General features: G+C 71.3%; 13 protein-coding genes. 7 read left to right on the forward strand and 6 right to left on the reverse strand.

What is annotated here, in order from left to right; translation table 11 throughout:
- The first annotated feature begins 33 nt into the window (after positions 1-33).
- Genes V7Q31_RS07145 through V7Q31_RS07160 form a run of 4 tightly spaced genes read left to right on the forward strand, consistent with a single transcriptional unit; the run spans position 34 to position 5,571 of the window.
- Positions 34-1,788, forward strand: a complete 1,755-nt coding sequence (locus tag V7Q31_RS07145) for a flagellar hook protein FlgE (RefSeq protein ID WP_333833004.1) — start codon at positions 34-36, stop codon at positions 1,786-1,788.
- Positions 1,789-1,828: 40 nt separating this feature from the next.
- Complete coding sequence (gene flgK / locus V7Q31_RS07150; RefSeq protein ID WP_333833005.1) at positions 1,829-3,337, forward strand: flagellar hook-associated protein FlgK; 1,509 nt, start codon at positions 1,829-1,831, stop codon at positions 3,335-3,337.
- 4 nt (positions 3,338-3,341) lie between these two features.
- Complete coding sequence (locus V7Q31_RS07155; protein ID WP_333833006.1) at positions 3,342-4,370, forward strand: flagellin; 1,029 nt, start codon at positions 3,342-3,344, stop codon at positions 4,368-4,370.
- A 7-nt stretch (positions 4,371-4,377) separates the two neighbouring features.
- Positions 4,378-5,571: a flagellar basal body P-ring protein FlgI gene (locus V7Q31_RS07160; protein WP_333833007.1), complete on the forward strand. Its 1,194-nt coding sequence runs from the start codon at positions 4,378-4,380 to the stop codon at positions 5,569-5,571.
- Between the two features lie 6 nt (positions 5,572-5,577).
- Here the strand turns inward: V7Q31_RS07160 and V7Q31_RS07165 are convergent, their stop codons facing one another.
- From V7Q31_RS07165 to V7Q31_RS07180, 4 genes are all read right to left on the reverse strand, one after another.
- A complete protein-coding gene (locus V7Q31_RS07165; protein ID WP_333833008.1) occupies positions 5,578-6,483 on the reverse strand; it encodes a histone deacetylase family protein in 906 nt (301 codons plus the stop codon).
- Between the two features lies 1 nt (position 6,484).
- On the reverse strand, positions 6,485-9,301 hold the full coding sequence (locus V7Q31_RS07170; RefSeq protein ID WP_333833009.1) for a bifunctional [glutamine synthetase] adenylyltransferase/[glutamine synthetase]-adenylyl-L-tyrosine phosphorylase: 2,817 nt from the start codon (positions 9,299-9,301) through the stop codon (positions 6,485-6,487).
- Positions 9,298-10,074 (reverse strand): enoyl-CoA hydratase-related protein, encoded by a 777-nt coding sequence (locus tag V7Q31_RS07175; protein WP_333833010.1) that lies wholly within the window; start codon positions 10,072-10,074, stop codon positions 9,298-9,300. The genes V7Q31_RS07170 and V7Q31_RS07175 overlap by 4 nt, the downstream gene beginning before the upstream one ends.
- A gap of 63 nt (positions 10,075-10,137) precedes the next feature.
- Complete coding sequence (locus V7Q31_RS07180) at positions 10,138-12,108, reverse strand: acetyl/propionyl/methylcrotonyl-CoA carboxylase subunit alpha (protein WP_333833011.1); 1,971 nt, start codon at positions 12,106-12,108, stop codon at positions 10,138-10,140.
- Between the two features lie 191 nt (positions 12,109-12,299).
- On the opposite strand from V7Q31_RS07180, the gene V7Q31_RS07185 reads away from it, so the two are divergent.
- Positions 12,300-12,794 carry a hypothetical protein gene (locus V7Q31_RS07185; protein ID WP_333833012.1) on the forward strand — a complete coding sequence of 165 codons (495 nt, stop codon included), beginning with the start codon at positions 12,300-12,302 and terminating at the stop codon, positions 12,792-12,794.
- A gap of 212 nt (positions 12,795-13,006) precedes the next feature.
- Here the strand turns inward: V7Q31_RS07185 and V7Q31_RS07190 are convergent, their stop codons facing one another.
- Entirely contained in the window at positions 13,007-14,614 is a 1,608-nt protein-coding gene (locus V7Q31_RS07190; protein ID WP_333833013.1) for a carboxyl transferase domain-containing protein, read from the reverse strand.
- 129 nt (positions 14,615-14,743) lie between these two features.
- On the opposite strand from V7Q31_RS07190, the gene V7Q31_RS07195 reads away from it, so the two are divergent.
- The gene (locus V7Q31_RS07195; RefSeq protein ID WP_333833014.1) at positions 14,744-14,998 is read left to right on the forward strand and encodes a type II toxin-antitoxin system HicA family toxin; all 255 of its coding nucleotides are present in this window, start codon (positions 14,744-14,746) and stop codon (positions 14,996-14,998) included.
- Positions 14,995-15,357: a type II toxin-antitoxin system HicB family antitoxin gene (locus V7Q31_RS07200; RefSeq protein WP_333833015.1), complete on the forward strand. Its 363-nt coding sequence runs from the start codon at positions 14,995-14,997 to the stop codon at positions 15,355-15,357. Before V7Q31_RS07195 ends, V7Q31_RS07200 begins: the two co-directional genes overlap by 4 nt.
- A gap of 32 nt (positions 15,358-15,389) precedes the next feature.
- Here the strand turns inward: V7Q31_RS07200 and V7Q31_RS07205 are convergent.
- Positions 15,390-15,764 (reverse strand): acyl-CoA dehydrogenase family protein (locus V7Q31_RS07205; protein WP_333833016.1); only part of this gene is annotated, 375 nt, incomplete at its 5' end.

Consider the following 15,764-nt stretch of genomic DNA (forward strand, 5'->3'; position numbering starts at 1 on the left):
AGAAAGGGTCAGGGTATGGGTATCTCGTCGGCGATGAACGCCGGGGTCATGGGGCTGAACGTCAACTCCAGCAAGCTCTCGACGATCTCGGACAACATCGCGAACAGCGAAACGAAGGGCTACAAGCGCTCGATGATGGAGTTTTCATCACTCGTGCTGACGGAACGCCCCACCAGCTACGACGCCGGCGGCGTGCGCGCAGCGACCGTGCGCGACGTCGAGGAGCAGGGCGCGCTGCTGTCCACGCGCAACGTGATGGACCTCGCGATCTCGGGCCGCGGCTTCCTGCCGGTCACCGACATCACCGCGATCAAGCGCGGCGACGCGACCCTGCCGCAGATGCTGACCCGCACCGGATCGTTCCGACCGGACGAGAACGGCGTCATGCGCACGACCTCGGGTTACGCGCTGATGGGCTGGAAGGCGGTGGACGGCGCGTTCCCCGACGGCGTGGCGCGCGAAAGCGCGACGGACCTTTCGCCGATCAACATCAGCGACGTCGCGCTGGCCGCGGAACCGACGAAGCAAATCACGCTCGGCGCCAATCTCGACGCGCGCTTGACAGGGCAGCGCGCGACCCCTGCGCCCAAGCCCTTCCCGATCTCCGTCGAGTACTTCGACGTGCTCGGAGGCGCGGAGAAACTGGATATCCGATTCACCCCCGACAACGCAGTCGCGAACAACTGGACCATGGGCGTCTATCTGCCAGGCAGCGCAGCCCCGGTCGGCTTCTTTTCCTTGCGCTTCGCAAGCGAAACCCTGCCCATCGACGCGCCCGGCGGCCCGCTGCAGGCCGGGTATCTGGAATCGGTGATCGCGAGCGGCGCCCCCGAGACCGATCCGGTCTCCGGCGCCCTGCTCTACATAGATCCGACTGACCCCGATCTCAGGACGACCACGCAGATCAATCCGGTCGCCTACTACTCCGGGGGCGCTCCGACAGATGACGCTGCGACCGGTCTTCGGCTTTACAGCGACGGCGAAGGCGGGTTCACGACGAGCGACACCGCCACGACGCCGCCCATCCCGTTATTCTATGACGTCCTGCTGGTTCCGCCAGTTACAGAGACGGACACTGGCGTTGAGGCTTTCGACGATGGCTCAGGCGCAGCGACGTCCGACGCATCGCTGACCGGCCTGAAAGTCTATGACGGCGGCGGTGGCGCTCTGAGCTTCTCGGACGACGACCCGCCTCTGTTCATGGCGCCGAACGACACCGACACCACGCTGACGCAGATCAACGCGCTCGCAACAGGGATACTCGGGGCCAACGGAGGCGTTTGGCATCCGGAGGACGGCGAGATCGCGGTGAAGCTCTCCGACGGGCTTGAGCGGCGGATCCGGCTCGGCGAGCTCGGCATGCAGGGCGACCTGTCGCAGTTCAAGGCCGAGAGCCAGCCCTCCAACATCACCAAGGACGGCTCGCCCGTATCGGAAATCGTTGGGCTGGAGATCAGCGAAGCCGGGATCATGGATGCGATCTTCGGATCGGGCTTCCGCAAGTCGATCTACAAGATCCCGATCGGCAACGTGCAGAACCCCAACGGGCTCAACGCGCTCGACGGGCAGGTCTTCACCCTCTCGCGCGAGAGCGGGAGCGTCTACTACTACGATGCGGGCGACGGCCCGACGGGCCGGCTGGTGAGCAGTGCGCTCGAAGAATCGACCACCGACCTCGCCGAGGAATTGACGCAGCTGATCAAGACCCAGCGCGCCTATTCCTCGAACGCCAAGATCATCCAGACCGTGGATGAAATGCTGCAGGAGACGACCAACCTCAAGCGATAAGGCGCGGGCGGGCATCCGCCCCGCCGGGAGTGGCTAGGCCATGAGCATCAACAGAGCGATCGGGAATGCGTTCTCCGGCCTCGCGGCGCAAAGCCGCGCGGCGGAACTCGTGTCGCGCAACCTGTCCAACGCCTCGGTGGACGGCTATCACGCCCGCCAGGCGACGCTCGTGCATCAGGTGTACGGCGACCAGGGCGGCGGGGTGAAGATCTCCGCGGTCACCCGGGCGGGCGACCCGATGCTGACCATGAGCCGCCGCGTCGCCTCGGGCGAGACCGCGCTGCAGCAGGGCGCGGCGGGGTCGATGCGCGCGCTCGCCGACCTGCTCGGGATCGAGGGCGTCGAGGAAGGCCTCGTCGCGCGGTACGCCGATCTGGAGAAGGCGCTGACGGCGCTCGCCGACACGCCCGAATCCGCAACCGTCCAGCGCAGCGCGGCGGAGGCCGCCAGCATGCTCGCGCGCAGCATGAACGTCATCAGCACCGACGCGCGCCGGCTGCGCGTCGCCGCCGACACCGACATCGCGCGCCAGGTCGACACGGTCAACGACGCGCTCTCCAAGATCGAACGCCTCAACAAGGAGATCCAGGGCGCCGCCTCCGCGGGCCGCGACGTCACCGGGCTGGAAGACGAGCGCGACCGCCTGATCGAAGTGGTCAACGGCATCGTGCCGATCCGGGCCAAACCGACCCATGACGGCGGCGTGGAGCTGCGCAGCGCGAGCGGGACGCTGCTGGTCGGCCACAAGGCATGGCCGCTCAGCTTCACGCCGACGCCGAGCTTCGACGAGAGCACGACCTATCCGGGCGGCCTCGGGGCCGTCAGGGCCATGGGCGCGGATGGACAGCCGGAAGGTCCGGACCTTTCGCCCTCGGGCGGGTCGGCCGCGCTGCGCGGCGGGTCGCTTGAGGCGGCGTTCAGGATGCGCGACGAGACGGCGCCGAAGTTTCTCAAGCAACTCAATGCAATGGCCGCCGATCTGATCGTCCGCTTCCAAGGCGAGGCCGCGGACCCCACCAACACCGCCGGCGCGCCGGGACTCTTCACGAACGCCGGCGCGGCGTTCGACCCGTTGGTCAAGGAACCGCCTCTGGAGAACGCGAAGACGGAGGGACTGGCCTTCGACCTGCGTGTGAACGAGATCGTCGCCGCCGATCCGGGCGTCCTTCAGAAAGGGCTCTATGCAGCCGACGCGCCCGCATCGGGCGACGCGACTGTCGCGCTTGGCCTTCTCGACGCCTTCAGGAACCCGGCGGACCGGACCGACTGGCTCCAGGCGATCACCGACAACCTTCCCGCAAATTCCGGCGCACGCGAAATGGCCACCGCCTTCTCGGCCTCGCGCCAGAGCATGGCGCGCGGCGCCGAGACGGAGGCCGCCTATCGGATCGGACTGTCCGAGGCGCTGCGCGAGAACGAGTTGGAGGCTTCCGCCGTCGACACCGACGCGGAGCTGCGCGAACTGCTGGCCATCGAGAAGGCCTACGCCGCCAACGCGCGCGTCCTCAGCACCGTGGACGAGATGATGCGCGTCATTCTGGAGATCTGAGCCCATGAGCAGCCCCGTCGGCGTTCCCGACCTCCTGTCGCATCTGCGGATGGGCAAGTCGCAGCAGGCGGCCCGACAGGCCTTCGACCGCGCCTCGCTGGAGCTTGCGACCGGCGAGAAATCCGACCGCTTCGCGGCCTCGGGCGGCGACACGACGAAGCTCGACGCCATCGAGCGCTCGATCTCGCGCATCGACACGCGGCAGCCGTTGCTCGCACTCGCGGGAGGGCGCGCAGGCGCCGCCCAGAACGCGCTCGGCGCAGTCGCCGAGGCGGTCGACACCATCGGAGTCGATCTGATGAATACGGTCGAGACGATCCGCAGCGGGAGCCTCGACATCGTCATCGGCGAAGCCGATGCGGCGTTGCGCCAGACGATCTCGGCGCTCAATACGAGCTTCGGCGGGCGCTTTCTGTTCTCCGGGGGGGATGTCGACAAGCCGCCCTTTCCCGATCAGATGGGCCAACCTTTCGCCGACGCCTTGATCGACGCCATCCAGACCGCCGTCGCAAATGAGGCGCCGACGGACGCAGACGGGGTCCAGTCGGCGATCGACGATTTCTTCGCGGGAACCGACTGGGCCGACATGATCAACGGCGAAGGCGCAGGGTCGAAATCCGCGCCTGTCGAGTTGCGAGACGGCGTGCGGATCGACTACGCCGTCAAGGCCGACGCGGAGCCCATCATCGCGCTGATCCGCAATCTGGCCACGGTCGTGGCCGCAGGCGATCTCGAATTGCCCGAAGCCGAGAAGCAGAACCTCTATCGCGATTCCGGCGAAGCGTTGATCGGCGCAGTCTCGAGACTCGCCGACATGCGCGGCAGGCTCGGCGTCTCCGAATCCGCCATCGAGAAGGCGCAGGCCGCCGACGCCGCAGAGCGCAGCGCGCTCGAGCAGGCGCGCGCCAAGATCGTCGCCCGCGACCCCTACGACGCGGCGACCGAAGTCGCGCAGCTCGAGACCCAGCTCCAGTCGATCTACGCGATGACCGCGAGGAGCGCTCAGCTCTCTCTCGTCAACTTTCTTCGATGAGGGGACCATGAGACGCCTCTTCCGCACCGCCGCCGCCCTCGCCGCCGGGGCCGCCGCCCTGCTGATCGCCTTCGGCGCGATGTCGGACGAGAGCCCGGCCGATCCGCGCCGCGCAGCCCTCGGCCCACCCATCGAGGCGACCCCGGACGGGTTCGCGACCGCCCGGATCAAGGATCTGGTGGATTTCGAAGGCGTGCGCGGCAACGACCTTGTGGGTTACGGCCTCGTGGTGGGCCTCGACGGCTCGGGCGACGGGCTGCGCAATTCGCCCTTCACCGAGGAGGCGCTGCAGAACCTGCTGGAGCGGCTCGGCGTCAACGTCTCCGGCGAGCAATTCCAGCCGCGCAACGTCGCCGCGGTTCTCGTGACGGCGACCCTGCCGCCTTTCGCGCGCGCCGGCGCGCGAATCGACGTCACCGTCTCGACCATCGGCGACGCGGGTTCCCTGCTCGGCGGAACGCTGATCATGACCCCGCTGAACGCAGCGGATGGCGAGATCTACGCCGTGGCCCAAGGTTCGGTCATCGCGGGCGGCGTGCGCGCGCGGGGCGAGGCCGCGACCACCACCCAGGGCGTGCCGACGTCGGGCTCGATCCCCGGCGGCGCGCGCGTCGAGCGCGAAGTCGCCTTCGACTTCGAGCAGATGCCGCGCATCCGGCTGGCGCTGCGCGAGCCCGACTTCACCACCGCGGCCCGCATCGAAAGCGCCATCATCGACCGCTTCGGCCCCAACGCGGCTCGGATGCTCGACTCGGGAACCGTCCGCTTCGACCTCGCGGCGCTGGGGAACGTCTCGCCCGCCGCAGCGATCAGCCGGATCGAGAATCTCCCCGTGGCGCCGGCCCAGAAGGCCCGCGTGGTGGTGGATCATCGCTCGGGCACCATCGTGCTCGGCGACGACGTGCGGATCAGCCGGATCGCGGTCAGCCAGGGGAACCTCACCCTGCGGGTGCGCGAGACGCCGCTGGTTTCCCAGCCCAACCCCTTCAGCCGCACGGGCGACACTGTGATCGTGCCGCGCACCGACGCGGAGATCATCGAAGAGGAGGGCACGCAGCTCGCCGTGGTCGAGGGAGGCGTTTCGCTGGCCGAGCTCGTGGAGGGGCTCAACGCGCTCGGCGTCAATCCGCGCGACATGATCGACATTCTCAAGTCGATCAAGGCGGCGGGAGCGCTGCACGCCGAGTTCGTCGTCCAGTAGCCCGGCTCAGGCGGCCAGCCTCGCCGCCTCCTCGAACAGGATCGCATGGCGCTCGGCGATGGCCTGCGGGTCGTCGCCATAGCCGCCGCCGAGGGCCGCCGCGACAGGCAGACCGCGCGCCCGGGCCGCCTCCAACGCCATCCGGTCGCGCGCGCGCAGGCCGGCGTCGCTGAGAGCGAGCCGGCCCAGACGGTCCGCGGCATGCGGGTCCACGCCGGCGTTGTAGAAGACGAGATCGGGCGCGATGGCGGCGAAGGCCGCCGACAGCCCTGCGTCGAAGGCGGCGAGATAGGCCGCGTCGCCCGTTCCGTCTGGCAACGCGACGTCGAGATCGGAGAGGGCCTTGCGCGCTGGAAAATTCTTCGCCGCATGGATCGAGAAGGTGAAGACGCGCGAATCGCCGGCGAAGATGCGCGCCGTGCCGTCGCCCTGATGCACGTCCGCGTCGATGACCAGAACGCGCCCCACCCGCCCTTCCGCCAGCAGCGCCGACGCCGCCACCGCCACGTCGTTGAACACGCAAAAACCGGCGCCGCCCGCCCGGTCGGCGTGATGCGCCCCGCCCGCCCCGTTGCAGGCGATCCCGTGCTCGAGCGCGAGGCGGCCCGCAAGCAGCGTCCCCGCAGCAGCGAGCCGGGCGCGGCGGGCCACCTGCTCGGTCCCCGGCAGACCGATGCGGCGGAGCTCCTCCGGGCGCAGGCCGAGCGACAGGACCCTGTCCACATAGTCGGCGTCATGGGCGAGCGTCAGCACGCCGGGCGCAGCTGGGGCCGGCGCCAGAAATCCGCCGGGCGCAAGCAGTCCGCGCCGCTGCAGGGCCTCGCGCAAATAGCCGTATTTCGACATCGGGAAGGCGTGGCCCGCCTTCAGCGGCGCCACATAATCGGGGTGCGAGACGATCGGGGGGCTCACCCTACCCGCCGAGCGCGGCGGTCACCGCGCGCGCCGCCGCCGCCTGCGCCGCGGCCAGCCGGTCCTCGACATCGGCGAAGGTCTCCGCCCCGCCGGCCCGCGCCATCGCCGCGCGCAGCCCCACGCCTGCGGTCTCGGGGTCGAAGGGCCGGTCGAGCGCCACCCGTTCGACCTGCTGAAGCGACGCCATGAGCGCATGCGCGTCGCGAAGCGCCTCCGCCGCGCCGGCGTCGAGCCATCCGGCCTCGACCAGCGCCGCCGCCGCCTCGCCCGGACGCAGCAAGCCGCCGATCCCGGCGACGAGCTGGCCGGCCTGCACCGCGAACTCCACGTCCATCAGCCCGCCCTCGGCGTGCTTGAGCGACCAGACCCGCCCCCGCTCGGCCTTGCGGGCCTCGGCGACGCGCGCGCGCATCTCGCGCACGTCCGCAAGCGTCTTCTCCGCGTCGCGGGGCGCGCGCAGCACGGCGGCGATCTCGGCCTCGACGTCGGCGCGCACCGCCGGCGCGCCGGCGACGCAGCGCGCCCGCGTCAGCGCCATGTGCTCCCATGTCCACGCCTCCTCGCGCTGGTAGCGCGCGAAGGTGGCGAGCTTGGTCGCCACCGGCCCCTTCCGCCCCGACGGCCGCAGCCGCATGTCCACTTCGTACAGAGGCCCCTGCGAGGTGGGCGCGGCGACAGCGGCGATCACCGCCTGAGTGAGGCGGGCGTAATACAGCGTGGCCGGAAGCTTCTTCGGCCCCTCGGACTCCTCGACCTCCTGCGGGTCGCAGATCACGATCAGGTCGAGATCGGAGGTCGCGGTCATCTCCCGCCCGCCGAGCTTGCCCATCGCGACCACCGCCGCGCCCCGGCCCGGCGGCGGCCCGTGCCGGCGCGCGAATTCGGCGACGACGACGGGGAACAGCGCGGCGAGGCTCGCCTCGGCCACCGCCGAGAAGGCCCGACCCGCCTCCGCCGCGTCGGCCACGCCGCGCAGCACCTGCACGCCGGCGCGGAACGTCCGCTCCTTGGCCCAGCGCCGCGCCGCATCGAGCGCCGCCTCGTAATCGCCCGCCTCGTCGAGCGCGCCGGCGAGATGGCGGCGCAGCGCCTCCGAGCCCGGCAGCGGCTCGAAGAAGCTGCGGTCGAGCACGGCGTCGAGCACGCCGGAATGGCGGCCCAGATAGCCCGCCAGACGCGGCGCGGCGGCGCAGATTTCGGCGATCAGATCCATCAGATGCGGATTGGCCTCGCACAGCGCGAAGAGTTGCACCCCCGCCGGCAGACCCGAGAGGAACCGGTCGAACTCCGCGATCGCCTCGTCGGGGTTCGCGGCCCCGGCGAGCTGGCGCATCAGCGCGGGGGCCAGCGCCCGGAAGCGCCGGCGCGCCCGCTCGCCCCGCGTCGCCGCGATCCGCCCGGCCATCCATGTCTCGACCAGCGCCGCCGCCGCCTCGGGGCGCTGGAAGCCGAGCGCGGCGAACTCCTCCGGGGTCTCCGGCGCGTCGGAGCGGTCGGACGCCTTGTCGCCGGCGAAGAAGCTGTCGCACAGCGCGCGCACCCGCAGGCAGCGCGCCGTCGCCTCCGCCTCGAAGGCCGCGCGGTCGGGCCAGCCGCCCAGCGCCGCCACCCGCTCGCGCCCCTCCGCCGAGACCGGGATCGCCTGGGTCTGGGCGTCCTCGACCATCTGCAAGCGGTGCTCGAGCTCGCGATGGGCGACGAGCGCCGCGTCGAGCTCGGCGCGCGCGCCCTCGTCGATCACCCCCGCCGCCGCGAGCGCCCGCAGCGCGCCGCGCGTGGTGGGATCGCGCAGGGACGGGTCGCGTCCGCCGCGCACGAGTTGCTGGGTCTGGGCGAAGAACTCGATCTCGCGGATGCCGCCGAGCCCGAGCTTAATGTCGTGCCCGGCGATCTCCAGCCGCTCGCCCACGCCCTTGTGCGCGCGGATCTTGAGCCGCATGTCGTGCGCGTCCTCGATGGCGGCGAAGTCGAGATGGCGCCGCCAGACGAAGGGCGTCAGCGCGTCGAGAAACCGCCGCCCCGCCGCGATATCGCCCGCCGCAGCCCGCGCCTTGATGAAGGCCGACCGCTCCCAGGTGCGCCCGACGCTCTCGTAATAGGTCTCGGCCGCCTCCATGGCGATGCAGACGGGCGTGGCGCCGGGATTGGGGCGCAGGCGCAGATCGGTGCGGAAGACGTAGCCCTCGGCGGTGATCTCCGACAGCAGCTTCACGATCCGGCGCACCATCTGGATGAACCGGGCCTTGACCTCGTGATAGTCGTCCTCGGGCCAGCGGCTTTCGTCGAACAGGCAGATCAGATCGATGTCGGAGGAATAGTTCAGCTCGCGCGCGCCGAGCTTGCCCATGGCGAGCGCGACGAAGCCCGCCTCCGCCGCGCTCATGCCCTTGAGCGGCCCCGACGTCTCGGCGGCGAGCGCGGCCTCGGCGGCGACGGCGAGCGCCCGGTCGGCGAGGTCGGAGAGCGCGGCGGTGGCGGCGTCGAGGTCCCAGACGCCGCCGAGATCGGCCAGCGCGATCAGGACCGCGGCGCGGCGCTTGGCGCGGCGCAAGGTCTCGGACGTCTCGCGCATGTCCGCCGGCGCGAGGTCCGCCAGAAGATCGGCCAGCGCATCCTCCGGCGAGCGGGCGAGCGCCGCCGCCAGCCACTCGCCCTCGCGCGCGATCAGCCGCGCGAGATAGGGGCTGGAGCCGCCCGCCCCCGCCAGAAGATCGGCGAGCGGACCGGAGGCCGCGAGCGCCGCCGCCGCCGCGCGCCCCGACTGCGCGTCGTGGGCGCGCGGGGCGCGGCGGATGCGCTCTGCGAAAACGCTCATCGCCCTTCGAACCGCGCCTCGCGCTTCTCGAGAAACGCGGTCACGCCTTCGAGGAAATCGCGCGTGCGCCCGGCCTCGCCCTGCAGATGCGCCTCCAGCGCGAGCTGCGCCTCGAGGTCGTTCGACAGCCCCGCGCGCAGGGCCTTCTTGGTGCGGGCGTAGGCGGCGGCGGGTCCGCGGGCGAGGCGGGCGGCGAGATCAGTGGCGCGGCCGTCGAGCTGGTCGTCCTCCACGACTTCCCAGATCAGCCCCCATTCCGCCGCGCGGCCCGCCGGGATCGGCTCGGCGAAGAGGCACATCCCCATCGCGCGCGGCAGGCCGACGAGGCGGGGGAGAAGCCAGGTGCCGCCCGCGTCGGGGATCAGACCGATCCGCGCGAAGGCCTCGACGAACACCGCCGAGCGGGCCGCGATCACCACATCCGCCGCCAGCGCCAGATTGGCGCCCGCGCCCGCCGCAGCCCCGTTGACCGCCGCGATCACCGGGATCGGCGCGTCGGCGATGGCGCGCAGCAAGGGCTCGTACTCGTCGCGCAGCACGCCTTCGAGGTCGATGTCGGCGAGGCTCGCCGCATCCCCCAGATCCTGCCCCGCGCAAAAGCCCGCCCCCGCCCCGGTCAGCACCGCGACGCGCGCCTCGGCGCTTGCGCGCTCCAGCGCATGGCGCAGCTCGCGGCGCATCAGGCTGTTGAGGCTGTTGCGCTTTTCGGGACGGTTCAGGGCGATCCGGGCGACCGCGCCGGCCAGATCGTAGAGGATCGTCTCGTAAGTCATGGCGGCGGCCTCCCGGTTCGCGCCCGCCCGATCATAGCGGGCGGGCCGGCGGCGTCGAGGCGCTCAGGCCTCGGGCGCGAGGGCGGCGAGCAGCGCGCCCTCCTCGACCTGATCGCCGGGCTGGGCGGCGATCTCGGCGACGACCCCGTCGCGCGGGCTGCGCAGGGCGTGCTCCATCTTCATCGCCTCGAGCGTGACGAGGCGGGCGCCGGCGGCGACCGCCTCGCCCGGGCTGACATGAACGGCCTTGACGAGGCCGGGCATCGGCGCGCGCAGGGCGTCGCCGCCAGGGCCCGCCTCCTCCGCCGCCTCAGGCTGGGGATGGCCGAAGCGGTGGCCCTCTCCGTCGAGAAAGATCACGGCGCCCAGAGGGATGCGGACTGCGCACGCGCGGCGGGCGCCGGCGCCCGAGACGATGCGCAGCGCGTCGCCCTCGGGCTTCGCGGACAATCGGGCGGCGCCTGCGGGGGTTTCGGCGCGCCAGTCGGCGGCGTCGCGGGTCAGGCGCACGGAGGCTTCGGCGCCGCCATGGGCGAGCGTCGCGACAGCCGACGCCTCGCCCCAGAGCCGCCAGCCGTCGCGCGCGGACCAGGGGTCTGGGTCGGCGGCGGGGGCGGTCAGGCCGAGGCGGTCCAGCGCCGCCAGCGCCCAGGCGTCGGCGGTCGGCGGGGGCGCGTCGGCCAGCGCGGAGCCCGCGCGCGCGATCAGGCCGGTGTCGAATTCCCCTGCGATCACATCGGGATGGGCGAGAAGGCGGGCGAGGAAGCCGGCGTTGGTCGCGACGCCTGCGACTTCGGTTTCGGCGAGAGCGGCGCGGAGTTTGGCGAGGGCCGACGCGCGGTCGGGGGCGTGGGCGATCAGCTTGGCGATCATCGGGTCGTAATGCGGGCTGACGGCGTCGCCGGAGCGGACGCCCGCATCGACGCGGACGCCGTCAGGCAGGCGCAGATGGGCGAGGCGGCCCGTAGAGGGGAGGAAGCCGGTCGCGGGGTCTTCGGCGTAAAGACGCGCCTCGACAGCCCAACCATTTTGAACAAGCTGGTCCTGCGACCGGGGCAGGCGCGATCCTTCCGCAATTCGGAGCTGCCATTCCACCAGATCGACGCCGTAGATCGCTTCCGTGACGGGATGTTCGACTTGAAGACGGGTGTTCATCTCCATGAAATAGATCCGATCCGGGCGAAGACCGTCGGTCGCGTCGGCGATGAATTCGACGGTTCCGGCGCCGACATAGCCGACGGCGCGGGCGGCGCGGACCGCCGCGGCGCCGATCTCGGCGCGCAGAGTCTCGTCGACGCCTGGGGCCGGGGCTTCCTCGATCACCTTCTGGTGGCGGCGCTGGAGAGAGCAGTCGCGCTCGCCGAGATGGACGCAGCCGCCATGGAAGTCGGCGAAGATCTGGACTTCGAGATGGCGCGGGCGACCGACGAATTTCTCAATCAGAACAGCGGGATCGCCGAAGGCGGCGCGGGCTTCGGACTGGGCGGAGGCGAGCGCCTCGGCGAAGTCTTCGGGGCGGTCGACGCGGCGCATGCCCTTGCCGCCGCCGCCCGCGCGGGCCTTGATGAGGACCGGATAGCCGATCTCCTCCGCCGCGCCGGCGAGGAAGCGGGGGTCCTGCTCGGCCCCGTGATAGCCGGGGACGACCGGCACGCCCGCCGCCTGCATCCGCGCCTTGGCGGCGTCCTTGAGGCCCATCGCCCGGATCGCCGACGGCGGCGGGCCGACCCAGATCAGGCCGGCGGCGATCACGGCTTCGGCGAAGTCCGCGTTTTCGCTGAGAAATCCGTAGCCGGGGTGGACTGCGTCGGCGCACGCCGCGCGGGCTGCGGCGAGCAGCGCGTCGATGCGGAGGTAGCTTTCGGCGGCGGGGGCGGGGCCTATGAGATGGGCGGCGTCGCAGGCGGCGACATGGGCGGACGCCGCGTCGGCCTCGGAGAAGACGGCGACGGGCGACACGCCGAGGCGGCGGCAGGTGCGGGCGATCCGCACGGCGATCTCGCCGCGATTGGCGATCAGCAGGCGGGCGATCATCGTGGCGTCCCCCGGTTGCGGCGTATGATTTGCGTCGGACATCCGTCGGACTTTTGTCTGACATGCGTCGGACATCTGTCGGACATGCGTCGGACCCCTGCGGCGGGCCGGACATCGGCGTTCCGCGGGCGTTGACGGGCGGGCGGGCGCGTCGCAGCCTCGGCGGCGCCTCCCTTCGGAAGGACCCGCGCATGTATCGACGCCCGCTTCTGACGCCGCCCGCCTCCGCCCCCGAACAGGTCGAAGCCGAGGGCTTCCGGCTGCGCGTGCTGCGCCTGTCGGACGCCGAGAAGGATTTCGATGCGGTGACGGAGAGCGCGGCGCGGCTGCGCGGCTTCATGGACCCGGACTCGGACTGGCCGGACGGGCTGACGCTGCACGAGAACCGCGTCGATCTGGGCTGGCACGAGCGGGAGTTCACGCTCGGCCACTCCTTCGCCTGGACGGTGGTCTCGCCGGACGAGGCGCGCGTGCTGGGCTGCGCCTATCTCTACCCCTCCGACAAGGCGGGGTTCGACGCGATGGCGTTCTGGTGGGCGCGGGAGAGCGAACTGGCGGCGGGCCTCGACGCGCGGCTGGGGGCGGCGTTCCGGGCGATGCTGGCGGGGCTGGGGCTGGCGCGGATCGCGTTTCCGGGGCGGGAGATCGGCTGGGAGGAATGGGGGCGGCTGGAGGATGCCGGGTGAGGGCGGCGTTGCGCCGGTCGAGGTCGACGCGAAGGGGCGCGCCCGACCTCGGGAGGGCGCTTCGCAACGGTTGAACGCGTGTGCTTTATGGCGCCAACACCTCGAACGGTCGAACGTGTCGCAGCGTCGCAATGCGCCCTCCCTGGGGGGAGGGAGGGCGCGGCCCGTGCTGGTCGCACGGGCCAAGGGGGGAACGGCGCGCATCCCCGCCCTCACATCCGGAACAGGCCGAAGCGCGTCGGCGGAATGGGGGCGTTGAGCGCCGCCGACAGCGACAGGGCGATGGCGTCGCGGGTTTTGCGGGGGTCGAGGATCCCGTCGTCCCAGAGCCGGGCGGAGGCGTGGAGGGGATGCCCCTGCGCCTCGAATTGCGAGGCGATGGGGGCGCGGAAGGCGGCCTCCTCTTCGGCGGACCATGTTCCGCCCTTGCGCTCGATGCCGTCGCGGCGGACGGTCGCCAGCACCGAGGCCGCCTGCGCGCCGCCCATCACCGAGATGCGCGAGGCCGGCCATGTCCAGAGGAACCTCGGCGAATAGGCGCGGCCGCACATGCCGTAATTGCCGGCGCCGAAGGAGCCGCCGAGGATGACGGTGATCTTGGGGACTTCGGCGCAGGCCACGGCGGTGACCAGCTTCGCGCCGTCCTTGGCGATGCCGCCGGCCTCGTATTTGCGGCCAACCATGAAGCCGGAGATGTTCTGGAGAAACAGCAGCGGTATGGTGCGCGCGCAGCAGAGCTGGACGAACTGCGCGCCCTTCAGCGCGCTTTCGGAATAGAGCACGCCGTTGTTGGCGAGCACGCCCACCGGCAGGCCGCGGATGTGGCCGAAGCCGGTGACCAGCGTCTCGCCGTAGCGGCGCTTGAACTCGTCGAAGCGGGAGCCGTCGAGCAGGCGGGCGAGGACTTCGCGGGCGTCGCAGGGCTTGCGCAGGTCGGCGGGGACGACGCCCAGCAGCTCGTCGGGGTCGTAGGCGGGGGGCTCCTCGGGCAGCGTGTTGACCTGCGCCTTGGTCGCCGGGCCGAGGGCTGCGACGGCGCGGCGGGCGAGCGCGAGCGCATGCGCGTCGTCCCGCGCGAGATGGTCGGCGACGCCGGAGAGGCGGGTGTGCACGTCGCCGCCGCCGAGGTCTTCGGCGGTGACGATCTCGCCGGTGGCGGCCTTCACCAGCGGGGGGCCGGCGAGGAAGATCGTGCCCTGATCGCGCACGATGATCGTCTCGTCGGACATGGCGGGGACATAGGCGCCGCCCGCCGTGCAGGAGCCCATGACGACGGCGATCTGCGCGATGCCCTCGGCGCTCATCCGCGCCTGATTGAAGAAGATGCGGCCGAAATGGTCGCGGTCGGGGAAGACTTCGTCCTGATGCGGCAGGTTCGCGCCGCCGCTGTCCACCAGATAGACGCAAGGCAGGCGGTTCTGCGCGGCGATCTCCTGCGCGCGCAGGTGCTTTTTGACGGTGAGGGGGTAGTAGGCGCCGCCCTTCACGGTGGCGTCGTTGGCGACGACCATCACCTCGCGCCCCTCGACGCGGCCCACGCCGGCGATGACGCCCGCGGCGGGCGCCTCATTCTCGTAGAGGCCGTGGGCGGCGAAGAGGCCCACTTCGAGGAAGGGCGAACCGGGGTCGAGCAGGCGGGCGACGCGCTCGCGCGGGGGGAGCTTGCCGCGCGCGGCGTGGCGGGCCTGCGCCTCGGGGCCGCCGCCGGCGAGCGCCCATGCGGCGGCGCGTTCGATCTCGGCGAGGGCGGCGAGCTGGGCGGCGCGGTTCTCGGCGTAGTCGGGGGAGCGGGGGGTGAGGGCGGAGGCGAGGCGGGTCATGATTGACACCGGAGGGGAGATATCATATTCTGATATCGTTTCCGAAGTTCGATCCCGACCATCCCAGCGGACTGACATTCCTTACCCAAAGGAGGCGCAGCGTGGACAACAGAAGGACGAAAGTCGGGTATGAACGGCAAACACCGCCGCACGCTCGCAGCGATCTTCAGCGAGCCTGTTCCGAGCGGCCTCAAATGGGATGACATCGAGGCGTTGCTGATGGCCGCCGGCTGCGAGCGCAGCGAAGGGAGGGGCTCGCGGGTCCGCTTCACGCGCGAGGGCGTCACGCTGTTCGCGCATCGCCCGCATCCGAGCCCGGAGACGAAGCGATATCTGGTGCGCGAGGTGCGCGCCTTTCTGGAACAGTGCGGGATACGGCCTTGAAACCCTACAAGGGCTACACCGGAACGGTCGAGTTCGACGAGGAGGACCGGGTCTTTCATGGCCGGGTCGTCGGCGTGCGGGACATCGTGACCTTCGAGGCGCGGACGGCGGACGAGTTGGTCGCGGCGTTCCGCGACAGCGTGGACGACTATCTCGCCTTCCATGAGGAACGCGGCACGGCGCCCGACCGGCCCCTGTCGGGCGCGATATCGCTCCGGATCACGCCGGAACTTCACAAGGCCGTGGTGGATGCGGCTGGGTCGCGGGCGAAATCGGTCAACCAATGGATCGCCGATGCGCTGGACGAGGCTGCGCGGCGCGAGCAGGCGCGCACGGACACCACCGTCAAGACTTCCTGAGCGGCGCAAGCCGGGATCGCCCACGCCGATCATCACCCCGTCGCCCCATACAGCTCCCGCCCGATCAGCATGCGCCGGATTTCCTGCGTGCCCGCGCCGATCTCGTAGAGCTTGGCGTCGCGCAGCAGGCGTTCGGCGGGGTAGTCGGTCGTGTAGCCGTTCCCGCCGAGCGCCTGTATGGCCTCCAGCGCCACCTGGGTCGCCTCGCGCGAGGCGTAGTAGAGGCAGGCGGCGGCGTCCTGGCGGGTGGTCTGGCCGCGGTCGCAGGCCGCCGCCACCGCATAGACGTAGGAGCGCGACGAGTTCAGGGCCGCATACATGTCGGCGATCTTGGCCTGCATCAGCTGGAACTCGCCGATCGGGCGGCCGAACTGCTCGCGCTCGTGGACATAGGGCATCACCACGTC

This window comes from Rubrimonas sp. (assembly GCF_036788415.1).
Taxonomy (GTDB): Bacteria; Pseudomonadota; Alphaproteobacteria; order Rhodobacterales; family Rhodobacteraceae; genus Rubrimonas.